This window comes from Pseudomonas sp. MCal1, assembly GCF_026341415.1.
GTDB lineage: Bacteria > Pseudomonadota > Gammaproteobacteria > Pseudomonadales > Pseudomonadaceae > Aquipseudomonas.
Genome location: NZ_JAKUMP010000006.1, coordinates 29045 through 49671 on the forward strand (window position 1 = coordinate 29045; position 20627 = coordinate 49671).

Sequence of the window (20627 nt, forward strand, 5' to 3'; positions counted from 1 at the left end):
CCTCGTGCCGGGGCGGTAGAAATCAACGCATCAGGTTGGTCCACAGACGATCGGCCAGACGGATCGCGCCTTCACCGCAGGTCTTGCTGAACACCACATGGGTGCCCTCGGGAATATGCAGTTCCGGTGCATCCTTGAGGCTCGTATCGAGGAACGGTTCGACGCCTTTGATCGGGCTCTGATGCTTGAGGAAGTTCTGGGTCATCGCCGAGTTTTCCGGCTGGCTGAGAAACGCGATGAACGCCTTGGCATTCGCCGGGTTCTTGCTGCCGGCGGGGATGACCATGTTGTCGACCCAGGCCAGCACCCCTTCTTTCGGATACAGATATTTCAGGCTCGGTTTCATCTCGCGGGCGCGCATGGACGAACCGCCCCAGAACATCGACATATCGATTTCGCCCGAGGCGAGGTTCTCGCGGATCGAGCCGGCCTTGGAGCTGTAGGTCTTGACGAATGGCTTCTGCGCCTTGAGCAACGTGAGGATCTGTTGCATCTGTTTCGGGTCCTCGCTGCACAGCGGAATGTTCAGGTACAGGCTGGCCATGTCGACCATGTCACTGACCGAATCGAACATGTTGATCCGCCCCTGCAACTCGGCCGGCGGCTCGTAGAGCACTTTGTAGCTGTCGGCCGGGCCTTTGTAGCGGCCACTGTCGAGCACCACGCTGGTGGTGCCCCAGATGAACGGCACCGAATAGGCGCCTTCCGGATCCCAGGTCGGTTTTTTCAGGTTGTCGACCACACTGGCGTAGTACGGCTCCTTGACCGGATCGAAGCGCTCCAGCAGGTTTTCCTTGATCAGGATCGGAATGAACTGGTGCGAGGGAATCGCCACGTCGTAACCGGCGCCGCCCTGTTTCAGTTTGGCCAGCAGCGTCTCGTTGGAGTCGTAGGAGTCGACGGTGACTTCGATGCCGGTCTGCTTCTGGAATTTGGCGAGAATTTCCGGTGAAAAGTAACCGCTCCAGCTCACCACGTTGAGTTTTTCGGCGGCTTGAACACTCCCGGCCATGACCAGCGGCACAGTCAGAAACAACGAAGTGCCGACGCTTTTTATCCACTTGCTCATGCTATTTCCCCACGGTTCTTGGAAGGTTCAGGCGTTCTTTTTGCCCAGCAGGTAAGAGAGGCTGACAAACAGCACCGAGACGCCCAGGATCAGGGTCGACACGGCGTTGACGTCGGGTGTCACGCCCATGCGCAACAGGCCGAAGATGAAGATCGGCAGCGTTGTGGTGCCGGCCTGGGAGACCATCATCGAGATCACGAAGTTATCCAGCGAGACGATGAAGGCCAGCATCAGCCCGGAGAAAATCCCCGGCATCAGCAACGGCAGGGTGACTTTGCGAAAGGTCCGCCACGGGCCGGCATACAGGTCGGCCGAGGCTTGTTCCAGCGACAGGTCCATGTCGTTGAGCCGAGCCCGGATCGGCAGGTAGGCAAACGGAATGCAGAACACCGTATGGGCGATGATCAGATTGCCGTAGCCGAGCGACAGGCCGATGGTTGAGAACAGCGCGAGCGTGGCGACGCCGACGACGATTTCCGGCAGAACCAGCGGCAGCATGATCGCGCCCATCGACAGTTGCAGGCCCTTGAACTTCGCGCCCCGTGAGGTACCGAGGGCCGCCAGGGTGGCAATCGCCGTGGCGACCATGCTGGCGCACACCGCGATCAGCAGACTGTTGCCGGCCGCCTGGCGCAGCGCCTGATTGGCGAATGCGGCGCGATACCAGTCGAGGCTGAAACCGGTCCATACCGTGGCCGACTGGTTGGCGTTGAACGAGAACACCACCAGCACCACGATCGGCGCGTAGAGGTACAGGTAGAACAGAAAACTGAAACCGCCGAATCCTGGGAAATCCTGTACGCCCAGTCCCTTGCGTTTGAGCAGACCGATCATCACGCACCTCCTTTGGCGATGCGCTGGCGTTCGGCGCGCAAGGCATAGACCGTCAGCACCAGCATTACTGCCGCCATCAGCACCAGCGACAGCGCCGCGCCGAACGGCCAGTTACGGGCATCGCTGAACTGTCGGAAGATCAGGTTGCCGAGCATCATCCGCGTGCCGCCACCGAGCAGTTCCGGGGCAATCATCGCGCCCAGGCACGGCACGAAGGTGAGAATGGCGCCGGCGAGAATTCCCGGTCTGGCGATCGGCAGCACCACTTTGCGCAAGGTGCGCAGGCGTCCGGCATACAAGTCCTGAGCGGCCTCGAGCAGGCGGATATCCATTTTTTCCAGCGTGGCGTAGATGGGCAAAACCACGAAGGGCGCATAGGTATAAACCAGCCCCAGCAACACGGCGCCGTCGGTGTACAGCAACTGCAGCGGCTCATGGATGACGCCCATGCCCATCAGACTGTTGTTGATCACCCCGGTGTTACGCAGCAGCAGAATCCACGCGTAAGTGCGGATCAGCAGGTTGGCCCAGAACGGCACGGTGATCAGAAAGATCAACAGACCGCGCCGATGCGCCGGCTGCATGGCCAGCCACACCGCCACCGGAAACCCGATCAGCAGCGTGATGACGGTGGTCAGGCCGGCGATCCCGACCGAGCGCAGGGCGATGATCAGGTAGGAGTCGGCGAAGGCCAGGCTATCGTCCATTTGCCGTTCGAACAGCAGTGAGGTGTAGGCGTCGCTGCTGAACACCTTGTTCACCCCGCCGTAGGGGTTGGCTTCCATCAGCGAATAACCGATGACGATCAGGATCGGTACTACCAGAAACAGAGCGATGGCGATCAGCGCCGGACTGACACCGAGGAAGCTCTGCAATGCCCGTCGGCGTTCAAGCGTGTTGGTTATCGGTAAGGCGTGCATGACAACTCCTCGGGTTCAATCGTGCAGGACGCTGGCGCTTCCCCGGTCGAACAGCAGACCGGCCTGGCTGCCCACGGCAAAACGCAGGCTCTGATCGATGCAGTTGGGTGTGCGCACTGTGAGGCGCGAACCGTCGCCGAGGCTGACCTGGTATTGCAGGTCGGTGCCCAGATAAATCTGCGCTTGGACCCGGCACGGCAACGCCGCCTCAGTATTGGCAGGCACCAGGTGCAGGCGCTCGGGGCGCACCGACAGGGTGACGCCGGCACCCGGTTGCACGTCGTTGCACGGCTGCGCCGGCAGAGGGTGCCCGGCCGGCCCGGCGAACCACGCCATACCGTCCTCGACGCGAGTGACGCTGGCCTGGATGAAGTTGGTTTCGCCGATGAAGTCGGCCACGAAGCGATTACGCGGCCGTTCGTAGATGTCTTCCGGGCGACCGACTTGCTGCACTTCGCCTTCGGACAGCACGGCGATGCGGTCAGACATGGTCAGCGCTTCTTCCTGGTCGTGGGTGACGAAGATGAAGGTGATGCCGGTCCTGGCCTGGATGGTTTTCAGCTCTTCGCGCATGGCCTGGCGCAACTTGAGATCAAGTGCCGACAGCGGCTCGTCAAGCAACAGGACCTTGGGATGCGGCGCCAGTGCGCGGGCGAGGGCGACGCGCTGCTGCTGGCCGCCGGAAAGTTGCGCCGGCTTGCGATGGGCGAAGCGTTCCATCTGCACCAGGGCAAGCATCTCGCGCACGCGCTCGGCGATCTGCGCCTTGGTCAGGACCTTGCCCATCGGGTGCGATTCAAGGCCGAAGGCCAGGTTTTCGGCGATGGTCATGTGCGGGAACAGTGCGTAGTGCTGGAACACCGTGTTGACCGGGCGCTGAAACGGTGGGCGTTCGGCGATGTTTTCGCCGTAGAGCAGGATCTCGCCCTGCGTTGGAAACTCGAACCCGGCAATCATCCGCAGCAGCGTGGTCTTGCCACAGCCGGAGGGCCCGAGGAGGGTGAAGAATTCGTTGTCGCGGATATCCAGATCGATATTTTTCAACGCCACCGGACCGCTGTCCGGATCGCCGTAGACCTTGCGCACCGAGCGGATCGACACCGCCAGCGTTTGCAGCGAATGCAGGGCATTCATGCGTTACCTCCGATTCCCCCATCGCCTGCGATTGCGCTGCAAGTCAGCGAATCTGTCGGGCCATGGATATTATTTTTCTGGGCAGGATCGAGATTGCGTACGGGGTGAAACCAGCTGTCTTTGTTGTTCTGCTGTGGCTCGATTATCGGCGAGGGGTTGCGCGGGGCGAAACTTCAATTTAAACATGGCAGGTGTTAGTTAATTTAATACCGACAGGTGCCAGAAACATGCCCGACCACCGTTTGCCGCCACTCAATGCAGTGCGAGCGTTCGATGCTGCTGCCCGCCTGGGCAGCTATGTCGAGGCCTCGAAAGCCTTGCACGTGACTCAGCCGGCGATTGGCCGGCATGTGAAGTTGCTGGAGGACTGGCTGGGCATTCAGTTGTTTGAACGCACGTCGCGCGGGGTCAACCTGACGCCGGCCGGTGAGAAATACCACCGCAAGATCGCGGCCGCCCTGCAGTTGATCATCGAGGCCGGCAAGGAAGCGCGCCCCAGAGAAGCCGAACGCTGGCTGCGGATCATGGTGGTGCCGGGTTTTGCCAAGCGCTGGCTGATGCCACGCATCGAGGCCATGCGTCACTTGCGCCCGGGGTTGAAGTTCGCCATCGAACCGAACTCGACCTTCACCGAAGTCGATGGCAAAAGCGCCGATCTCGGCATCGTCTACGGTCTCGACGGGCAGTACGCGGACTCCCGTGAAGCATTGATCTGTCCCCGTGTGTTTCCGATCTGCACCCCGCAATATCTGGCAAGCATCGAGCCGCTCAGTGGCCCGGCCGACCTGGTCCGGCACGAGTTGATCCACGTTGATGATGGCGAGTGGTGGAACCTTTGGTTCGCCGCCCATGACCTGGATATTCACCTCAATTCCGACATGCTCTACGTGAACAACGATCACGCGTTATCGGTGGCCGAGAGCGGGCAGGGCATCGCGTTGGCCAATGAGGTGCTGGTTCGCGAAGAGCTCAGGTCCGGCAAACTGGTGCGCGCAGTGGAGGCTCAGGTGAAGCTGGAAAGCTATCGGGTGCTGACGCCGTCCGCCGAGCTGTCGGCGGATGCGGCGTGGTTCATTCAATGGCTCAAGTCTGAACTGGAACAGGACTTTCCCGAAGCGTTGATCAACTGAGCCGGAAGCGTGCGGTGTTGTCACTCAAGGCCTTGCTGCCCTGGCTCAAGGTGTCTGCCGCCAGGTTGACTGCCCGTGCGCCGTCGAGCAGGCGAACCGCCGCCTGATCCACCTGCTGGATATTGCCGCTGACCTCATCGGCGGTGCTGGCCTGTTCTTCGACCGCCGTGGCGATCTGGGCGAGAGTGTCGGTGACGCTTTGCACGGCGCTGGCGATTTCCCCGAGGCGTTCACCAAGTCCGGTGACCGCTTCTGCGTCCGATTGCGCCTGGCCGCACGCAGCCTCCATCAGGCTCACGGCTTCGTTGACCGTGTTGCGCAGACTGTCGACCGTCGCGGCGATCTGCGCCGTGGACGATTGCGTGCGTTGCGACAGGCTGCGCACCTCGTCGGCCACCACGGCAAAACCGCGACCTTGTTCGCCGGCGCGAGCGGCTTCGATGGCGGCGTTGAGCGCCAGCAGATTGGTCTGTTCGGCGACTCCGCGAATGGTATCGACCACCAGTTGAATCTGCTGCCCTTGCTCGCTGACCCGACCGAGCGCTGCTGCGGTTTCGTTCAGACGCTGATTGAGCTGTTGAATGCTCGCCGTGGTCCGTTGACTGTCACGGCTGCTGTCGGTAGCGATGCGTCGGGTCTGCTGGGCGCTGCCGGAAGCCTGTTCGCAACTTTGCGCCACGCCTTGAGACGTCGCCGCCAATTGCGTGGCTGCTGCGGCAATCTGGCTGATCTGCAATTGTTGTGCTTCGACTTCGCTGAGCGCGCCGCTGGAGTGATCGTTGAGGCTGCGCACCGCGTTGCTCAATTGCGAAGTCTCGTGATCGACGCCCAGCAGGCTGGTGCGCAACTGCACCACGGCCACGTTGAGCGCGGTGCTGATCGAGGCCAGTTCATCACGGCCCACGACAGGCACTTGCAGGCTCAGATTACCGTCACGCAGGGCTTCAGCCAGCAGTGTGATGCCGCTGGCGCTGCGGCGGATCGAGGCTTGCAGGCAGACGAACAGATACAGCGCCGCCAGCAACAGAACCCCGAAGACCGCCGCGACAACGATGAACTGACGAATCGCCGATCCGTGGTAGTCATCCAGCCTCTGATCCAGCGTCACCAGTGATTGCTGGCGTAGCGTGGCGAGGTTGCCGAGCAGGGCATCGAGGCTGCGTTCGAATTCTTCAGGCTTGAGATTGATGCTGCCGCCGAACACGCCGTCATCCAGCACTTTCAAACCGGCATCCAGTTGCTTGAGGCTGTCGTGATATTGCCCGGCCCAGCCTTGCAGGGCTGGCGGCAGACGCGACTCCAGCAGATTTGCGGTTTTCACCAGTTGCTCGCGGGCATCGCCGATGCGGCTGCGCAGGTCACGCAGTTGCAGACGGCTTTGCAGGGTGAACTGGCCGGACACCACGGACGCCTGACCGACGGCTGCGAGTCGGCCGACCCGCTCGATCAGATCCGGTGCGTGCTGGGTGGAAATCTGCGTCAGCAGATAGGTTTCCAGCCACGGTGCAAGGATCAGGCGATTGTCCATCGCGATCTGCTCGCGCAAGGCTTGCAGGGCGCTGAGGGCATTGGTGAAGCGGTCGTAACCGTCCGGCCACCAACCGACACCGGAAAGGCTTTTCGAGTCCAGACCATCGAGCGCGGCTTGCAGGGCCTGATAGCGAGCCAGGGTTTCGCCTTCCGCGCCTTCGGCTTGCAGGGCATTGCCCAAGTCCACTGTCGCTTGGGCGACAGCGGGTTGTACGCCATCGAACGCAGCCATCGCGGCAAGGGTCGCGGGCGTCGGCTGGCGGTTGGTTTCCGTGGCGCGCCAGCGGGCGGCGCGGTCGCGTTGGGCGGCGAGCAGGTTGTCGAGTGCATCGAGGGCGAGCAATTGCCGCACACCGGCGCGCTCGCCGGCGATCAGATTGAGTTTGTCGCGATAATCCTGGCCGATCATCAACAGGCTGCCGGCCAAAGGCAGGATAAACAGTAGAAACAACAACTGGAATTTACGCGCGAAGCCAAACCGCCCCAGCAATCCGATCCCCGGTGATAAAAAAGCCTGCATGCCTCATGACTCCTCTGGACACCACGCACCATCGGCGTGCATCGCGGTCGTTGCGACCGGGATTGGTGCCCTGCTAAAAGGCCTCGAAAGTTCACCCTTGCCCGCTCTGTAGGCCGGCTCTGTAGCGAAACTTCCCATTCTCGATGCCCTTTGTAAGGGCGCCGCGTTCAAGCGGATAAGCAAGGCAAGATTCAGACCATGGCGTTGCGCTATCACTTGCGGCGCGACGACTGAATAGTTCGTTAGCTGGCTAAGGGGATGGCGCTGGCGCACCGAAAAATGGCACATTGACGCACCTGCCCGCGTGCACCCATCTGCAGTCCGGAAAATTTCATGGCTATCAGCAACGTTCAGACCGCCGCTGCCTCGGCGTCCGCTCCTCCCCAGAGCAGTCCATTGGTGATGCGCATCATCGGCGCGGTCGCGCTGGCGCATTTGATCAACGACCTGATCCAGTCAGTGCTGCCGTCGATCTATCCGCTGCTCAAGGCCAACTATGGCCTGAGCTTCACCCAGGTCGGCCTGATTACTTTGACGTTCCAGCTGACCGCTTCGCTGTTGCAGCCGTGGGTCGGTTATCACACCGACCGGCATCCGAAACCGTGGCTGCTGCCGGCAGGTTCGGTGTGCACGCTGATCGGCATTGTGATGATGTCGATGGTCGGCAGTTTCCCTCTTATCTTGCTGGCGGCGGCGCTGATCGGTATCGGCTCTTCGACCTTTCATCCTGAAGCTTCTCGTATCGCACGGCTGGCGTCGGGTGGGCGTTTCGGTCTGGCGCAATCGACGTTCCAGGTCGGTGGTAATGCCGGTTCGGCGTTCGGTCCGTTGCTCGCCGCGGCGATCATCATTCCCTTTGGGCAAGGCAATGTGGCGTGGTTCGGGCTGTTCGCGGTGTTTGCGTTGTTCGTGCTCTATCGCATCAGCCGCTGGTACGCCCATCACCTGAACCTTTTCAAGCTCAAGGCTGGCCAGGCCGCCACTCATGGACTGTCGAAGGGCAGGGTGATCAGTGCATTGGTGGTGCTCGGGCTGTTGGTGTTCTCCAAGTACTTCTACATGGCCAGCCTGACCAGTTACTTCACTTTCTACCTGATCGAGAAGTTCGACCTGTCGGTGGCCAGTTCCCAGTTGCATCTGTTCCTGTTCCTCGGTGCGGTGGCGGCGGGCACATTCTTCGGCGGGCCGATTGGTGACAAGATCGGGCGCAAGGCAGTGATCTGGTTCTCGATCCTTGGCGTTGCGCCATTCACGCTGCTGATGCCGCATGTCGACCTGTTCTGGACCAGCGTCCTGAGCGTAGTGATCGGCTTCATTCTGGCCTCGGCCTTCTCGGCGATCGTGGTGTACGCGCAGGAACTGGTGCCGGGCAATGTCGGGATGATTGCCGGGGTGTTCTTCGGTCTGATGTTCGGCTTTGGCGGGATTGGCGCGGCGTTGCTCGGGCATCTGGCGGACATTCACGGCATCGAATACGTGTACTTCCTGTGCTCGTTCCTGCCGCTGTTCGGGGTGCTGGCGATCTTCCTGCCAAGAACCAAAAAGGCCTGACGGGCTGAATTTCAGGCATAAAAAAGCCGCGTATCAAACGCGGCTTTTTCTTGGGTGCAGCTTTTACACGTTGAAGCGGAAGTGCATCACGTCGCCGTCCTTGACGATGTAATCCTTGCCTTCCAGGCGCCACTTACCGGCTTCCTTGGTACCGGCTTCGCCTTTGTACTGGATGAAGTCGTTGTAGGCGATCACTTCAGCGCGGATGAAGCCTTTTTCGAAGTCGGTGTGGATCACGCCAGCGGCTTGTGGTGCGGTGGCACCGACGCGGACGGTCCAGGCGCGGACCTCTTCGACACCGGCGGTGAAATAGGTCTGCAGGTGCAGCATTTCGTAGCCGGCGCGGATGACGCGGTTCAGGCCAGGCTCTTCCAGGCCCAGGGCCTCGAGGAACATGTCTTTCTCTTCGCCGTCGTCCAGCTCGGCGATTTCCGCTTCGATCTTGTTGCAGACCGGAACGACCATGGCGCCTTCTTCTTCGGCGATGGCCTTGACCACGTCCAGGTGCGGGTTGTTCTCGAAACCGTCTTCAGCGACGTTGGCGATGTACATGACCGGCTTGGTGGTCAGCAGGTGAAAGCCCTTGATGATCGCCTTTTCTTCGGCGCTCATGTTCTTCATCAGGCTGCGTGCAGGCTTGCCTTCGGTGAAGTGCGGGATCAATTGCTCCAGCAGGGCTTTCTGGGCCACTGCGTCCTTGTCACCGCCCTTGGCGTTGCGCGCGACTTTCTGCAGTTGCTTCTCGCAGCTGTCGAGGTCGGCGAAGATCAGTTCCAGGTCGATGATTTCGATGTCGCGCTTCGGGTCGACGCTGTTGGAAACGTGGATCACGTTTTCGTCTTCGAAGCAGCGCACAACGTGAGCGATCGCGTCGGTTTCGCGGATGTTGGCCAGAAACTTGTTGCCCAGGCCTTCACCTTTCGAAGCGCCGGCTACCAGGCCCGCGATGTCGACGAACTCCATGGTGGTCGGCAGGATGCGCTTCGGATTGACGATTTCCGCCAGGGCGTTCAGGCGTGGATCGGGCATCGGCACGATGCCGCTGTTCGGCTCGATGGTGCAGAAGGGGAAGTTCTCGGCCGCGATCCCGGATTTGGTCAGGGCGTTGAACAGGGTGGACTTGCCGACGTTAGGCAGGCCGACGATGCCGCAATTGAATCCCATGGTGTTTCCCCTCGGATTAGAGTCAGGCCTTCTGGCTGTGCAGGTTTTTCATCGCGCGGTTCCATTCACCGGCGAGGATATCCGGCAGCACGCCGAGGGCAAAGTCGATGCTGGCATCGAGTTTTTCCTGTTCGGCGCGAGGCGCACGACCCAGGACGAAATTTGAAACCATACTGGCAACGCCCGGGTGGCCGATGCCAAGCCGCAGGCGGTGGAACGTATTCTGATTGCCCAATTGCGCAATGATGTCGCGCAACCCGTTGTGACCGCCATGACCGCCGCCAACCTTGAGCTTGGCGACGCCCGGAGGCAGATCGAGTTCGTCGTGCGCCACCAGGATTTCTTCAGGCTTGATGCGGAAGAAACCGGCGAGTGCCGCCACGGCCTGGCCGCTGCGGTTCATGTAGGTGGTGGGAATCAGCAGACGAACATCCTGACCCTGATGCGAAAAGCGCCCGGTCAGGCCGAAATACTTGCGATCGGCCACGAGATTCACGTTCTGTGCGTGGGCGATGCGCTCAACAAAAAGGGCCCCTGCGTTATGCCGGGTCTGTTCGTATTCAGCACCTGGATTTCCCAGGCCAACGATCAGTTTGATGGCAGTCACGATAGGGGCCCTTCCTTTGAGTGGTGGATAACATCGCCGCAATCCGTGAAGGCGGCGAAAGTGGACGAAAAATGCTCATTTACCATGGATGTAAACTCCGCGTTCCCGCCCGCTTTCTCGCTACGTTCCAGTCCGCGATGTTACCTGCTCACTCAGGCATGACAGAGTGAATTACTCTGCTGCGCCTTCTTCGGTAGCTTCTGGAGCAACACGTGGAGCGTGGACGTTGGCAACAGCCTTGTCATCGCCGTGTGCCAGAGCAACGAACTCGACACCTTTAGGAGCTTTGAGGTCCGACAGGTGAACGATGGTGCCGATTTCAGCGTCAGCCAGATCGACTTCGATGAACTCAGGCAGATCTTTTGGCAGGCAGGAAACTTCGATCTCGGCAATAACGTGCGAGATTTCGCCGCCTTTCTTCACTGGAGCAGCTTCGTTGATGAAGTGCACAGGAACGATAGCGGTCAGTTTCTGGCCAGCTACAACGCGTACGAAGTCAGCGTGCATCACGTGGCCTTTGGCCGGGTGACGCTGCAGAGCCTTGATGATCACGTTTTGCTTGGTGCCACCAACGTTCAGTTCGATAACGTGGCTGTAGGCAGCTTCGTTTTCGAGCAGTTTGGCAACTTCTTTGGCCAGCATGCTGATGGATTCAGGGGCTTTGTCGCCACCGTAAACAACAGCTGGAACCAGGTTGGCGAGACGACGCAGGCGGCGGCTCGCACCTTTCCCCAGGTCGGAACGCAGTTCAGCATTCAAAGTAAAATCGTTCATTTTGTATCTCCAAAATAGCCATGACCGAGTGGCGTTTGCGACCAGCGCCGAACACGGTATGGGCAAAAAAGCCCCGCCCCGGCAGGAATGCCGGGGCGGGGCGCTTTTCGTCAACGAGACATTTCGAGAAGGGCAGGGCCCTTAACGGAACATCGCGCTGATCGATTCTTCATTGCTGATGCGGCGAACCGCTTCGGCAACAACCGGTGCGATATCCAGTTGACGGATACGTGCACAGGCTTGTGCTGCAGCGGACAGCGGGATGGTGTTAGTGACCACCAGCTCGTCCAGCACGGAATTTTCGATGTTCTCGATGGCCCGACCCGACAGCACAGGGTGTGTGCAGTAGGCAAAGACCTTGGCTGCGCCATGCTCTTTCAGGGCCTTGGCCGCATGGCACAGAGTGCCGGCGGTATCGACCATGTCATCGACCAGGATGCAGGTACGCCCTTCGACATCACCGATGATATGCATCACTTCAGAGTGATTGGCTTTCTCACGGCGTTTGTCGATGATCCCGAGATCCACGCCCAGGGATTTGGCAACGGCACGTGCACGCACGACGCCACCAATGTCCGGGGACACGATCATCAGGTTCTCGAAGCGCTGATCTTCGATGTCATCCACCAGAACCGGGGAGCCGTAGATGTTATCTACCGGAATATCGAAGAAACCCTGAATCTGGTCAGCATGCAGATCAACCGTGAGAACACGGTCGATGCCGACTACGGTGAGCATGTCAGCAACGACTTTCGCGCTGATAGCCACACGTGCGGAACGCGGACGGCGATCCTGACGGGCATAGCCAAAATAAGGAATAACAGCAGTGATACGAGTAGCCGAGGAGCGGCGGAAGGCATCAGCCATCACTACCAGTTCCATCAGGTTGTCGTTGGTCGGAGCGCAAGTCGGCTGAATAATGAAGACGTCTTTACCGCGAACGTTTTCATTGATCTCGGCTGTAATTTCGCCGTCGGAGAATTTACCGACAGAGATGTCACCGAGAGGGATATGCAGCTGACGTACTACACGCCGAGCCAGATCGGGGTTAGCGTTCCCCGTAAAGACCATCATCTTGGACACGCGCAGTACCTGAAGGCTGAGGGTATACCTGGATGAGTATAGGAAAATGGCAGGGGCGGCTGGATTCGAACCAACGCATGGCAGGATCAAAACCTGCTGCCTTACCGCTTGGCGACGCCCCTGTATCTGTTGCTTGCAAGTGCCGGGCACTTGGTTCTTTTAGAGCAGACTTTGCAGCTTGCGATGCAACATCGAAACGTTGCTTCCTTTTGCTACAAACCCTGTAAGGGTCTCTGTCAGAAGGGCCGAGACTTTATCAGCTTCAGCTTTGCTTGGGAAGCCCCCAAACACACAACTTCCAGTTCCGGTGAGTTTTGCTTCAGTAAAATTACCTAGCAAATTCAATGCGTTACGTACTTCTGGATAACGCCTTGCGACCACCGGCAAACAGTCATTTCGACTGTTTCCCTCGGGAACGGGGCGCACTTTAATGGGCGGCGTGTTACGTGTCAACAATGGATCTGAAAAAATTTCTGCCGTACTAACAGAGACTTGCGGAACGAGTACGACGTACCACGGTTCGGCAGGCTCGACCGGGGTCAGTTTCTCGCCAACACCTTCGGCAAAAGCCGCATGGCCACGCACGAACACCGGCACGTCGGCGCCCAGCGTCAGGCCCAGTGCAGCCAGGCGATCTTCATCCCAGCCCAATTGCCACAAATGATTGAGCCCGAGCAGGGTGGTGGCCGCGTTCGAGCTGCCGCCACCGATGCCGCCGCCCATCGGCAGGATCTTGTCGATCCAGATATCGATGCCGAGCGAGCAGCCGGATTGCTCCTGAAGTTTTTTCGCCGCGCGCACGATCAGGTTGCTGTCGTGGGGAACACCCTCGAATTCGGTGTGCAGGCGAATCACGCCATCGTCACGCACGGCGAAGGTGATTTCGTCGCCGTAGTCGAGAAATTGAAAAAGCGTCTGCAACTCGTGATAACCGTCTTCACGGCGACCGAGGATGTGCAGCATCAGGTTGAGTTTGGCTGGCGATGGCAAAGTGAGGCGTGGAGCGGTCATGCGTTATTGCCCCAACTTGCGCGGTTGCCAGGTCTTGATGACCAGCGTCACATCCAGATCGGCGCCGTGCAGCTTGATCCGCTCGGGCAGCCAGTAACCGTTCTGTTCGGCATAGCTGAGGTATTCGACCTGCCAGCCATCCTGATCCAGATTGGCCAGACGACTGTTGCCGTCCAGGGTCAGGCGGCTTTTGCTGTCCGGTGCCGGGAGGCCGCGAACCCACCAGGCCAGATGCGAGACCGGCAGTTTCCAGCCCAGTTGTTCCTCGACCAGCGCTTCCGGCGTCGGCGCTTCATAACGGCCCTGATTCGCCACTTCCAGCGACACCGCGCCCGGACGGCCGGTCAAGCGCGCCGCGCCACGACCCAGCGGGCCGGACAGACGGATGTCGTAGTAATCCTGACGTTGCAGCCAGAACAGCGTGCCGCTGCCCGAATCTTTCGGGGCGCGGATGCCGATCTTGCCGTCGATCTGCCAGCCATCAAGGCCGGTCAATTGCTGTTTGTGCTCGCGCCATTGGCCAGGATTGCCGTGGCCTTCGACCGATTCACGGGCGCCGAAGCCCGCGCAACCGGCGAGCAGGGCGATGAAGCTGAAAACTATGACGTGGCGCAAAAACATGAGTTAAAGAGTCTCGGATCCGGTCAGGCGCTTGATGGTGCTGCGCAGGATGGTGCTGTCAGGCTGGTCCTTGAGGAACTTGCCCCAGATTTGTTTCGCTTCGCGCTGCTTGCCCTTGGTCCACAGCACTTCGCCCAGGTGCGCGGCGACTTCGTGATCGGGGAAGCGCTCGAGGGCCTGACGCAAGTATTTCTCGGCGTCTTCCAGATTGCCCATGCGGAAGTTCACCCAGCCGAGGCTGTCGAGCACCGCCGGGTCTTCCGGGTTGATCTGGTGTGCCTGCTCGATCAGCGCCTTGGCTTCAGCGTAGCGGGTGGTGCGGTCGGACAGGGTGTAGCCGAGGGCGTTGAGGGCCATGGCGTTGTCCGGATCGCGCTTGATGATCAGGCGCAGGTCTTTTTCCATCTGCGCCAGGTCATTGCGTTTTTCCGCCTGCATCGCGCGGGTGTAAAGCAGATTCAGATCGTCCGGGTACTGCTGCAACGCTTGTTGCAGGACTTTCCAGGCCTTGTCGCCCTGATTGTTGGCGGACAGGGTTTCGGCTTCGATCAGATACAGCTGGATTGCGTAATCCGGCTGCTCGTCACGCTCGGCGGCCAGTTTGCTCTGGGCTTCGGCGGTCTTGCCGTTGTTCATCAGAATATCGGCCTGACGCAATTGCGCCGGCAGATAGTCGTTGCCGGGGCCAACCTGGGCGTACTCGATGAGCGCGCCTTGCGGGTCGTTGCGTTCTTCGGCGATGCGCCCCAGGTTCAGGTGCGCCGAATCGACATGACTTTCCCGGGCGATCAGGTCTTCCAGATAACCCTTGGCCTCGTCCCAGGCCTTGGCTTCCAGGCAGACCAGCGCCAGCGAGTAACGCAGTTCGTCGTCTTCCGGGTATTGCTGAACCAGGGTGGAGAACTCGACCTTGGCGTCGTCCATCCGGTCCTGTTCCACCAGCATCCGTGCGTAGGTCAGGCGCAGGCGCTTGTCGTCCGGATACTTCTTGATGCTCTTTTGCAGCAGTGGCAGCGCTTCGTCGCCGCGGTTGAGCCCTTGCAGCAGGCGTGCGCGCAGCAGGATCGGGGCGATCTCGCCGTCTTCCGGCGGATTGTCTTCGAGCAGGGTCAGCGCGCCTTGGGTGTCGCCGTCCTGCTGCATCAGCAGGGCCTTGCCGAAAATCAGCTGATTGTTGTTCGGGTGACGCTGCAACAGGCGGTCGAAACTTTTCATCAGGCCGTTGCGGGTTTCCTGATCGGTGTCGGCAGCCGACAGCGCGAGGAAGTCGAAATGGGTGTCGCCCTTGCCCTGCAGGACTTTCTCCATATAGACCATCGAGTCGTCATAGCGCCCGGCGCGGGCCAGTTGCACGGCGGCTGCGCGTTGCGCTTCGAGGTCGTCCGGGGCGTTTTTCGCCCAGATCAGCGCCGTATCGAGGGCTGGCTGGTCGGCGCCCAGGTACTCGGCGATGCGGAACGCGCGCTCGGAAACGCCTGGATCCTGGGTGTTGATGGCCTGGGTCACGTAGTTGTCCAGGGCAATGTCGAAACGATTGCGCTGGCCGGCGAGTTCGGCAGTCAGCAGGCTGAACACCGTTTCCTGGCTGAACGAGCTGTAAACCTTGGGCTTTTCAGGAGCCGGCGTGGTGTCTTCGACCGGTGAGGCACCGTCCTGCGAAACGGGGGCCAAGGCCTGGCAGCCGCTGAGGAAGACAAAAGCGAGGAGCAACGCGGAAGATCTATTCATATAGGAAGAGGACGACTAACCTGCGGTCGGATCATCATGACACAAGCCTTCGGCCAAACATAACCGAGTCTCGATTGTGGCCATTACAGGGGCCGACAATTGGGACAATAGTCAGCGGTAGTTGTTCTGAATCTGACGAAGTAGGACAATTGCCGGCTTCACGTCACCATCAGCGACCTTGAATGGCCTTCCTTGCACTCGGTATCAACCACAAGACTGCTTCAGTAGACGTCCGCGAGCGCGTGGCCTTTACCCCTGAGCAGCTGGTGGAGGCCTTGCAGCAGCTCTGCCGACTCACCGACAGCCGCGAAGCTGCGATCCTCTCCACCTGCAATCGCAGCGAGCTGTATATAGAACAGGATCAGCTTTCGGCCGATATCGTGCTGCGCTGGCTGGCCGACTATCACCATTTAAGCCTCGATGAGCTGCGCGCGAGTGCTTATGTGCACGAAGATGATGCGGCAGTTCGTCACATGATGCGCGTCGCCTCCGGGCTCGACTCGCTGGTGCTGGGCGAACCGCAGATTCTCGGCCAGATGAAATCGGCCTACGCCGTGGCCCGCGAGGCCGGCACCATCGGGCCGCTGCTCGGGCGTCTGTTCCAGGCGACCTTCAATGCCGCCAAGCAAGTGCGCACCGACACCGCCATCGGCGAAAACCCGGTGTCCGTGGCGTTCGCCGCGGTCAGCCTGGCCAAACAGATTTTCAGCGACCTGCAGCGCAGCCAGGCCCTGCTGATCGGCGCCGGCGAGACCATCACCTTGGTCGCCCGCCATCTGCATGACCTCGGGGTCAAGCGCATCGTGGTCGCCAACCGGACGCTGGAACGCGCCAGCCTGCTGGCCGAGCAGTTCGGTGCCCACGCGGTGTTGCTCTCGGACATCCCGGCCGAACTGGTGCGCAGCGACATCGTGATCAGTTCTACCGCCAGTCAGTTGCCGATCCTCGGTAAAGGCGCTGTGGAAAGCGCGCTGAAGCTGCGCAAGCACAAGCCGATCTTCATGGTCGACATCGCCGTTCCCCGTGACATCGAGCCAGAAGTCGGCGAGCTCGACGACGTTTACCTCTATAGCGTCGACGATCTGCACGAAGTGGTCGCCGAAAACCTCAAGAGCCGTCAGGGTGCAGCCCAGGCCGCCGAAGAGATGGTTTCGGTCGGTGCCGACGACTTCATGGTGCGTCTGCGCGAGCTGGCAGCGGTCGATGTGCTCAAGGCCTATCGTCAACAGAGCGAACGCCTGCGCGACGAGGAGCTGCAAAAGGCCCTGCGCCTGCTGGCCAACGGCGGCAACGCCGAAGACGTGCTCGGGCAATTGGCCCGTGGCCTGACCAACAAACTCCTGCACGCCCCGAGCGTACAGTTGAAAAAGCTTTCTGCCGAAGGCCGCCTCGATGCGCTGGCCATGGCTCAGGAACTCTTTGCCCTCGAGGGCTCACCGGATAGCTTTTCGGATAAAAAACCGCAATGAAAGCGTCACTGCTCAATAAGCTGGACATCCTCCAGGACCGTTTCGAGGAACTGACCGCGCTGCTCGGCGACGCCGAAGTCATTTCCGACCAGGCCAAATTCCGCGCCTATTCCAAGGAATACGCCGAAGTCGAGCCGGTGGTCGAAGCCTATAAAAAGCTGCTCAGCGTACAAAGCGATCTTGAAGGCGCGCAGGCGCTGCTCAAGGACAGCGACCCGGACATGCGTGAAATGGCCGTGGAAGAAGTCCGCGAAGCCAAGGAACTGTTGATTACGCTGGAATCCGACCTGCAACGCATGTTGCTGCCCAAGGATCCCAACGACGGGCGCAACGTGTTCCTCGAAATCCGCGCCGGCACCGGTGGCGACGAGGCGGCGATCTTCTCCGGCGACCTGTTCCGCATGTACTCGCGTTACGCCGAACGACGTGGCTGGCGCGTGGAAATTCTCTCGGAAAACGAAGGCGAACATGGCGGCTATAAAGAAGTCATTGCCCGGGTCGAGGGCGACAACGTCTACGGCAAGCTGAAGTTCGAGTCCGGCGCTCACCGCGTACAGCGCGTGCCGGCCACCGAATCCCAGGGCCGGATCCACACCTCGGCCTGCACCGTGGCGGTGCTGCCTGAGCCGGACGAGCAGGAAGCGATCGAGATCAACCCGGCGGACTTGCGCGTCGACACTTACCGTTCCTCCGGGGCCGGTGGTCAGCACGTCAACAAGACCGACTCGGCGATCCGCATCACTCACTTGCCGACCGGCATCGTGGTCGAGTGCCAGGAAGAACGTTCCCAGCACAAGAACCGTGCCCGGGCGATGGCCTGGTTGTCGGCCAAGCTCAACGACCAGCAGACCGCCGCGGCGGCCAACGCCATCGCCAGCGAACGTAAATTGCTGGTGGGTTCCGGTGACCGCTCCGAGCGTATCCGCACCTACAACTTTGCCCAGGGCCGGGTGACCGACCATCGCGTCAACCTGACCCTGTATTCCCTCGACGAAATCCTCGCCGGTGGCGTCGAAGCAGTGATCGAGCCGTTGCTGGCCGAATACCAGGCCGACCAGCTCGCAGCGATAGGTGAGTAAATGACCATCATCGCCAGCCTGTTGCGCGCCGCCGAACTGCCGGATTCCCCCACCGCGCGTCTGGACGCCGAACTGCTTCTGGCCGCCGCGCTGGGCAAGTCGCGCAGTTTTCTTCACACCTGGCCCGAGCGCATCGTGCCCAGCGAAGCCGCACTGGTCTTCGCCGAGTACCTGCAACGTCGTCGCAGTGGTGAGCCGGTGGCTTACATTCTGGGGCAGCAGGGTTTCTGGAAGCTTGATCTGGAAGTCGCCCCGCACACGCTGATCCCGCGCCCGGACACCGAACTGCTGGTGGAAGCCGCGCTGGAACTGCTGCCGGCGACCCCGGCCAAAGTTCTCGACCTCGGCACGGGCAGCGGGGCGATCGCCCTGGCCCTGGCCAGCGAGCGCCCGGCGTGGCAGGTCACCGCCGTGGATCGGGTGCTGGAAGCCGTGGCCCTGGCCGAGCGCAATCGCCAGCGCCTGCACCTGAACAACGCGACGGTACTGAGCAGTCACTGGTTCAGTGCCCTCGAAGGCAAGCGTTTCGAGTTGATCATCAGCAATCCGCCGTACATCCGCGCCGCCGATCCGCATCTGGTGGAAGGCGACGTGCGTTTCGAACCGGAAAGCGCCTTGGTGGCCGGCGTCGACGGGCTCGACGATCTGCGTCTGATCATCGCCCAGGCGCCAGCCCATCTGGAGGCCGGTGGCTGGCTGATGCTCGAACACGGCTATGATCAAGCCGAAGCCGTGCGCGATCTGCTGCTGACCCAAGGTTTCGAAGAAGTCCACAGCCGCACCGATCTGGGCGGCCATCAACGGATCAGCCTGGGGCGTCTGCCGTGCTGAATGATCAGGAATTGTTGCGCTACAGTCGGCAGATCCTGCTGCAACACATCGACATCGATGGCCAGTTGAAGCTCAAGGACAGTCGGGTGTTGATTGTCGGCCTCGGTGGTCTCGGTGCGCCGGTTGCCTTGTATCTGGCGGCGGCGGGTGTCGGTGAGTTGCACCTGGCGGATTTCGATACGGTCGATCTGACCAATCTGCAACGCCAGATCATCCACGACACCGACAGCGTCGGTATGACCAAGGTCGACTCGGCGCTCAAGCGCCTGAGCGCGATCAATCCCGAAATCAAACTGGTGCCCCATCGCCAGGCGCTGGACGAGGATTGCCTCGCCGCAGCCGTGGCGGCGGTGGACCTGGTGCTCGACTGCTCGGACAACTTCTCCACCCGCGAAGCGGTCAATGCCGCCTGCGTGGCCGCGCGCAAGCCTTTGGTCAGCGGCGCGGCGATTCGCCTCGAAGGACAGCTTTCGGTGTTCGACCCACATCGCGCCGATAGCCCGTGCTACCACTGCCTGTACGGTCACGGCAGCGAAGCCGAACTGACTTGCAGCGAAGCCGGCGTGGTCGGTCCGCTGGTGGGTCTGGTCGGCAGCCTGCAAGCGCTGGAAGCCTTGAAGTTGCTGGCGGGGTTCGGCGAGCCGCTGGTGGGCCGTCTGCTGTTGATCGATGCATTGGGCTCGCGTTTCCGTGAACTGCGGGTCAAGCGCGATCCCGGTTGCAGCGTCTGTGGTTCGCAGCATGCGTGAAGCGCCGATCGCCGTATTCGATTCCGGCGTCGGTGGTGTATCGGTGCTGGCGGAAATCCAGCACCTACTGCCGAATGAGTCGCTGCTGTACCTCGGCGACTGCGGCCATATTCCTTATGGCGAGAAAACCCCTGAATTCATCCGCCAGCGTTGCAGCGTGATGGCCGGTTTTTTCCGGGAGCAGGGCGCCAAGGCGCTGGTGATCGCCTGCAACACTGCGACCGTGGCCGGCGTCGCCGATCTGCGCCGGGATTTCCCCGAGTGGCCGATTGTCGGCATGGAGCCGGCGGTCAAACCGGCCGCTGCTGCCACTCGCAGCGGGGTGGTGGGGGTACTCGCCACCACGGGCACCTTGCAGAGTGCGAAATTTGCGGCGCTGCTCGACCGCTTCGCCACGGATGTGCGGGTCATCACTCAACCGTGCCCCGGACTGGTGGAACTGATTGAAAGCGGCGATCTGAACAGTCCCCAGTTACGAGCCTTGCTCAAGCACTACGTCGATCCACTTCTTGCCAACGGATGCGACACGATCATCCTGGGCTGCACCCACTATCCGTTTCTCAAACCGATGCTCAAGTCGATGATCCCCGAGAACATCAGCCTGATCGATACGGGCGCGGCGGTAGCGCGGCAATTGCAACGGTTGCTGGCCGAGCGTGACCTGCTCGCCGAAGGGCCGAACCGACCGGTCAGATTTTGGACCAGCGCCGACCCCGCGTCTTTGCGCAACACGCTGGTGCTGTTGGGGCAGGTCGCCGGCGAAGTCGAAAAATTCACCTTGTAAAAAAAATGTGAAATATCTAAAAAGTCAGCTGAACTTCTG

The 20627-nt window shown here is 60.7% G+C and carries 19 protein-coding genes and 1 tRNA gene; 7 read left to right on the forward strand and 13 right to left on the reverse strand.

Translation table 11 applies throughout. The annotated features are described in order from the left end of the window. Positions 1 to 22: 22 nt before the first annotated feature. From MKZ87_RS11545 to MKZ87_RS11560, 4 genes are read right to left on the reverse strand one after another with little or no spacing between them, the layout of a single operon-like run. Complete coding sequence (locus MKZ87_RS11545; protein WP_266200925.1) at positions 23 to 1069, reverse strand: extracellular solute-binding protein; 1047 nt, start codon at positions 1067 to 1069, stop codon at positions 23 to 25. Positions 1070 to 1096: 27 nt separating this feature from the next. After that, positions 1097 to 1903, reverse strand: a complete 807-nt coding sequence (locus tag MKZ87_RS11550; RefSeq protein ID WP_085701815.1) for an ABC transporter permease — start codon at positions 1901 to 1903, stop codon at positions 1097 to 1099. Beyond that, complete coding sequence (locus tag MKZ87_RS11555; protein ID WP_085700902.1) at positions 1903 to 2823, reverse strand: ABC transporter permease; 921 nt, start codon at positions 2821 to 2823, stop codon at positions 1903 to 1905. The genes MKZ87_RS11550 and MKZ87_RS11555 overlap by 1 nt, the downstream gene beginning before the upstream one ends. A 15-nt stretch (positions 2824 to 2838) precedes the next feature. Next, a complete protein-coding gene (locus MKZ87_RS11560) occupies positions 2839 to 3957 on the reverse strand; it encodes an ABC transporter ATP-binding protein (protein ID WP_085701814.1) in 1119 nt (372 codons plus the stop codon). Between the two features lie 227 nt (positions 3958 to 4184). Here MKZ87_RS11560 and MKZ87_RS11565 point away from each other — a divergent pair, with 227 nt between their 5' ends. Further along, positions 4185 to 5087, forward strand: coding sequence for a LysR substrate-binding domain-containing protein (locus MKZ87_RS11565; protein ID WP_227233535.1), 903 nt, complete (start codon positions 4185 to 4187; stop codon positions 5085 to 5087). Here MKZ87_RS11565 and MKZ87_RS11570 read toward each other — a convergent pair. Continuing rightward, positions 5080 to 7137, reverse strand: a complete 2058-nt coding sequence (locus tag MKZ87_RS11570) for a methyl-accepting chemotaxis protein (protein ID WP_085701812.1) — start codon at positions 7135 to 7137, stop codon at positions 5080 to 5082. The two genes, MKZ87_RS11565 and MKZ87_RS11570, sit on opposite strands and share 8 nt — an antisense overlap. A gap of 333 nt (positions 7138 to 7470) precedes the next feature. On the opposite strand from MKZ87_RS11570, the gene MKZ87_RS11575 reads away from it, so the two are divergent. Beyond that, positions 7471 to 8688: an MFS transporter gene (locus tag MKZ87_RS11575; protein WP_085700898.1), complete on the forward strand. Its 1218-nt coding sequence runs from the start codon at positions 7471 to 7473 to the stop codon at positions 8686 to 8688. 63 nt (positions 8689 to 8751) lie between these two features. Here the strand turns inward: MKZ87_RS11575 and ychF are convergent, their stop codons facing one another. The 8 genes from ychF to MKZ87_RS11615 form a co-directional block, all read right to left on the reverse strand. Further along, positions 8752 to 9852: a redox-regulated ATPase YchF gene (gene ychF, locus MKZ87_RS11580; RefSeq protein WP_085684819.1), complete on the reverse strand. Its 1101-nt coding sequence runs from the start codon at positions 9850 to 9852 to the stop codon at positions 8752 to 8754. A gap of 22 nt (positions 9853 to 9874) precedes the next feature. After that, positions 9875 to 10459 carry an aminoacyl-tRNA hydrolase gene (pth, locus tag MKZ87_RS11585; protein ID WP_007951726.1) on the reverse strand — a complete coding sequence of 195 codons (585 nt, stop codon included), beginning with the start codon at positions 10457 to 10459 and terminating at the stop codon, positions 9875 to 9877. Between the two features lie 171 nt (positions 10460 to 10630). Then, positions 10631 to 11233, reverse strand: coding sequence for a 50S ribosomal protein L25/general stress protein Ctc (locus tag MKZ87_RS11590; protein ID WP_085700896.1), 603 nt, complete (start codon positions 11231 to 11233; stop codon positions 10631 to 10633). Positions 11234 to 11374: 141 nt separating this feature from the next. Then, a complete protein-coding gene (locus tag MKZ87_RS11595; protein ID WP_003171603.1) occupies positions 11375 to 12316 on the reverse strand; it encodes a ribose-phosphate pyrophosphokinase in 942 nt (313 codons plus the stop codon). A gap of 47 nt (positions 12317 to 12363) precedes the next feature. Beyond that, positions 12364 to 12438 (reverse strand) — tRNA-Gln (locus MKZ87_RS11600). Between the two features lie 37 nt (positions 12439 to 12475). Further along, on the reverse strand, positions 12476 to 13327 hold the full coding sequence (gene ispE / locus MKZ87_RS11605; protein ID WP_085700895.1) for a 4-(cytidine 5'-diphospho)-2-C-methyl-D-erythritol kinase: 852 nt from the start codon (positions 13325 to 13327) through the stop codon (positions 12476 to 12478). Positions 13328 to 13330: 3 nt separating this feature from the next. Then, complete coding sequence (lolB, locus tag MKZ87_RS11610; protein ID WP_085700894.1) at positions 13331 to 13948, reverse strand: lipoprotein insertase outer membrane protein LolB; 618 nt, start codon at positions 13946 to 13948, stop codon at positions 13331 to 13333. 3 nt (positions 13949 to 13951) lie between these two features. Then, on the reverse strand, positions 13952 to 15676 hold the full coding sequence (locus MKZ87_RS11615; RefSeq protein ID WP_085701810.1) for a tetratricopeptide repeat protein: 1725 nt from the start codon (positions 15674 to 15676) through the stop codon (positions 13952 to 13954). Between the two features lie 182 nt (positions 15677 to 15858). Here MKZ87_RS11615 and hemA point away from each other — a divergent pair, with 182 nt between their 5' ends. The 5 genes from hemA to murI are packed head-to-tail and all read left to right on the forward strand — an operon-like array spanning position 15859 to position 20588. Then, complete coding sequence (gene hemA, locus MKZ87_RS11620) at positions 15859 to 17145, forward strand: glutamyl-tRNA reductase (RefSeq protein ID WP_085700892.1); 1287 nt, start codon at positions 15859 to 15861, stop codon at positions 17143 to 17145. Beyond that, on the forward strand, positions 17142 to 18224 hold the full coding sequence (prfA, locus tag MKZ87_RS11625) for a peptide chain release factor 1 (RefSeq protein WP_085700891.1): 1083 nt from the start codon (positions 17142 to 17144) through the stop codon (positions 18222 to 18224). The genes hemA and prfA overlap by 4 nt, the downstream gene beginning before the upstream one ends. Next, positions 18225 to 19055, forward strand: coding sequence for a peptide chain release factor N(5)-glutamine methyltransferase (prmC, locus tag MKZ87_RS11630; protein ID WP_266200945.1), 831 nt, complete (start codon positions 18225 to 18227; stop codon positions 19053 to 19055). Next, complete coding sequence (locus tag MKZ87_RS11635) at positions 19049 to 19804, forward strand: molybdopterin-synthase adenylyltransferase MoeB (RefSeq protein ID WP_234205997.1); 756 nt, start codon at positions 19049 to 19051, stop codon at positions 19802 to 19804. Before prmC ends, MKZ87_RS11635 begins: the two co-directional genes overlap by 7 nt. After that, on the forward strand, positions 19797 to 20588 hold the full coding sequence (murI, locus tag MKZ87_RS11640) for a glutamate racemase (protein ID WP_234205995.1): 792 nt from the start codon (positions 19797 to 19799) through the stop codon (positions 20586 to 20588). Before MKZ87_RS11635 ends, murI begins: the two co-directional genes overlap by 8 nt. Positions 20589 to 20627: the final 39 nt, after the last annotated feature.